The organism is Phenylobacterium sp. (genome assembly GCF_030693405.1).
Lineage (GTDB): Bacteria > Pseudomonadota > Alphaproteobacteria > Caulobacterales > Caulobacteraceae > Phenylobacterium.
In genome coordinates, this window is record NZ_JAUYAW010000005.1 from 1 (window position 1) to 2,768 (window position 2,768).

The following is a 2,768-nucleotide window of genomic DNA, read 5'->3' on the forward strand; positions in this document are numbered from 1 at the left end:
CCTATGGACAAATCCAGGCGCCGCCCTATCCGGGGCTCGCCCCGGATAGGGCCAACCCTGAGCACAAACTGGCGGCGTAATCTGAACCCGAACCAACCTTAGCCAAGCCGCCAAACTGTACGGAGAACCGGCGCCACCTCAGGCAGAGAGCAGCATGGTGACCGTCATTGCGGCGAGAAAGCCGGTGGCGAGCCACTGCACCCGGGTCTGATCGATGCCGAACTGGCCCATGATTGCCGGAACAGCCACGTTGACGATGGTGGATGAAAGCACCACCGCGATCGCCGAGACCATGGCCGCCGCCGTCGCGAGCCAGCGGTACATCGACCCATAGCGCGCGAACAGGGCCTCAGTCTGTGACATCGATCGTGACCTCGGCCATCATCCCCGGCCGGAGGAGATTCTGCTGTTGGGTGATCGCCAGCCTCACGGGCAGCCGTTGGGTGACCTTGGTGAAGTTGCCGCTCGGATTGGGGTTGGGCAGTAGCGCGAACTGGCTCGTAGCGGCGCCCCCCAGGCGCTGAACCTTGGCCTCAAACGTGCGGCCGGGATAGGCGTCCACCTTCACCTTGGCCGACGCGCCAACCTTCAGTTTACGGAACTCCGTCTCCTTGACGTTCACATCGACCCAGACGGTATGCGGGTCGTGATAGAGCAGGATGCGCGAGCCCGGCGAGACGTACTCGCCCGGATCGACAACGGTCTGATCGATGACCCCATCGAAGGCCGCCACGATCTGTCGCCGTCCGAGATCGAGCCGCTGCTGTTCACGCCGCGCAGCCAGCGCGTCGATCTGGGCGTCGACGCTCGCAATCTGCTCGGCGATCACCTGCACCTGCTGGAGGCCCGTCTGGGTGACCTCGGCGCTCGCCTTCGCGCCGGAGATCGCGGCGCGGGCGCGGACGGCAGTTTGCTCGGCGGCCCGAAGCCGCGCCTGGTCCTCCTCGAACCGGCTCTTGGCGACCAGCCCTTTCCCATAGAGGGTTTCGGTGCGCTGAAAGGCCGACCGTGCCACGGCCAGCTCAGCCTGCTTGGTCAGATAGTCGGCCTGGGCGCTGTCGATGGTCGCGGAGGATACCCCAGCTTGATTGCCGACGGTGTTGCGCACCAAGCTTTGCTGGGCCAACAACTGCGCGCGCTGCGCGCGCAGGTTGGCGATGTTGGCGTTGATCTCCGCCAAGCTATATTGAGCGTCGCGGGGTTCTATGCGGACCAGAATCTGACCCCTCTCGACTTGGTCCCCGGCTTTGACATCGAGCTGAACAATCCTGCCGGCCGCCTCGCTGGAAACCGCAATGACATCTGCGGCAATGCGGGCGTCATTGGTCGACACCCGGCCGGCCCTCCCGTGCAGCCAAACCGCGCCGGCCGCAATGAGGGCCACGATCACGGCGGCGACGAGAAGCAGGCGCCGCGAGGGTTTTCGCCCGATGCGAATGCTTTTCACGCTCGCGACGGGGTTGTCATCCGCCGCGCTCATCTTTGTTCCAAACGCTGGTTGACTCGTCCCAAAACGGACAGACAGGTGACGAGATCGGCGTCAGAAATATCCGCCAGCAACTCGTCGCGAAGCGTGGCCGCAATGCTCGTGATGTGGTCGAGGACCGGCTCTGCCGCGGCGGTGAGGGTGACGCGTTTGGCTCGCCGATCATTCGGCGCCTCCCGCCGCGCAATCAGGCCGCGCCTTTCAAGGTCATCCAACTGGCGCACGATCGTCGGCGCCTCGATTCCGAGCCGATCCGCTAAATCCCGCTGTGTCAGCCCTCCGTCCGAACTTGATAGCTCAAACAACGCCAGCCACCGCGCCTGCGAGAGGCCCGTGTCCTTAAGCCGCTCGTCTAGGCGCGCCCGCCAACGACGGCTCATCAGGTTCGCTGCCTGTCCAAAGGCGTGTCTGGCGGTCATCGAGTACAAATCCGTGTCGATAGGGAGCTAATAATTAGCATCAAAACGCCCCGGCGCAAACCTCGCGGCGCTTGTTGGATGATAGCCCCCTAACCATTAACCTACGAAGGTGCGTTGGGTGCGATTGGGCGCCCTTCGGGAAATACTAGGGCTACCCTTGGGTCTGAAGCGGGGGTTCATATGTATCGTCGAATCGTTCTTGCCTACGATGGCAGTGTGGAGGGACGTGCCGCGCTGCGCGAGGGCGCGATGCTGGCCATGAGGCTTCGGGCCCGGGTCTTTCTCTTGTCGGTCGCCGCAGAGACGCCTGGAAGACGGCTGGCCGAAGGTGCGTACGCCGGAGTCATCGCTCACGAGCAGGAAGCGTACCGAGCGGTGCTGGAAGAGGGCGTCACGGGGCTGCGGCAACTTGGCCTCGAGCCGGTCGCCGAGTTGCGGAGCGGCGAGCCCGCTGCTGAGATTGCCGCCTTCGTAGAGCAAGTCGCCGCAGACCTCCTGGTCGTAGGCCACCGGCATCGGAGCTTTCTTGATCGATGGTGGGCCGGCAGCAGCGGCGCCTACCTGATGGACCGCATCAATTGCAGCATGTTGATCGCCGGCCACCTGGTCTCGGACGAAGCGCTTGTCGACGCACGTGGGGGGGGCAATGAGTGACCTTGCCCCCACCCTTGGACCAGGTCGGGCCGGGATTTCTCGCCGGTCAGGCGTCGGGTGGGCCATGTGTCCCGACGCCATTCATGAGCTCGATCGGGCACTTGTCGCCGATCGCGCTGTGGGGACGATGTTCGTTGTAGTCCCTACGCCAAGCCTCGCATTTTGATCGGGCGTCGTCGAGGGACATGAACCAGGCGGTGTTCAGGCAT

Annotated in this window: 5 protein-coding genes; 1 reads left to right on the plus strand and 4 read right to left on the minus strand. The window is 64.2% G+C overall.

Annotation, left to right across the window (positions count from 1 at the left end):
* Positions 1–138: 138 nt before the first annotated feature.
* From Q8N19_RS00250 to Q8N19_RS00260, 3 genes are read right to left on the minus strand one after another with little or no spacing between them, the layout of a single operon-like run.
* Entirely contained in the window at positions 139–363 is a 225-nt protein-coding gene (locus Q8N19_RS00250; RefSeq protein ID WP_305587658.1) for a hypothetical protein, read from the minus strand.
* On the minus strand, positions 350–1,480 hold the full coding sequence (locus Q8N19_RS00255; protein WP_304755412.1) for an HlyD family secretion protein: 1,131 nt from the start codon (positions 1,478–1,480) through the stop codon (positions 350–352). Before Q8N19_RS00255 ends, Q8N19_RS00250 begins: the two co-directional genes overlap by 14 nt.
* Entirely contained in the window at positions 1,477–1,905 is a 429-nt protein-coding gene (locus tag Q8N19_RS00260) for a MarR family transcriptional regulator (RefSeq protein WP_304755411.1), read from the minus strand. Before Q8N19_RS00260 ends, Q8N19_RS00255 begins: the two co-directional genes overlap by 4 nt.
* Positions 1,906–2,085: 180 nt before the next feature.
* On the opposite strand from Q8N19_RS00260, the gene Q8N19_RS00265 reads away from it, so the two are divergent.
* The gene (locus Q8N19_RS00265; protein ID WP_293421544.1) at positions 2,086–2,559 is read left to right on the plus strand and encodes a universal stress protein; all 474 of its coding nucleotides are present in this window, start codon (positions 2,086–2,088) and stop codon (positions 2,557–2,559) included.
* 46 nt (positions 2,560–2,605) lie between these two features.
* Here the strand turns inward: Q8N19_RS00265 and Q8N19_RS00270 are convergent.
* Positions 2,606–2,768: integrase core domain-containing protein (locus Q8N19_RS00270; RefSeq protein ID WP_305587659.1), on the minus strand; the 163-nt coding region annotated here is incomplete at its 5' end.

Bases quoted from the DNA above. Each gene is read 5' to 3' on its own strand.
- Q8N19_RS00265 (WP_293421544.1), top strand. From the start codon at position 2,086: ATGTATCGTCGAATCGTTCTTGCCTACGATGGCAGTGTGGAGGGACGT.
- Q8N19_RS00260 (WP_304755411.1), bottom strand. From the start codon at position 1,905: ATGACCGCCAGACACGCCTTTGGACAGGCAGCGAACCTGATGAGCCGT.
- Q8N19_RS00250 (WP_305587658.1), bottom strand. From the start codon at position 363: ATGTCACAGACTGAGGCCCTGTTCGCGCGCTATGGGTCGATGTACCGC.
- Q8N19_RS00255 (WP_304755412.1), bottom strand. From the start codon at position 1,480: ATGAGCGCGGCGGATGACAACCCCGTCGCGAGCGTGAAAAGCATTCGC.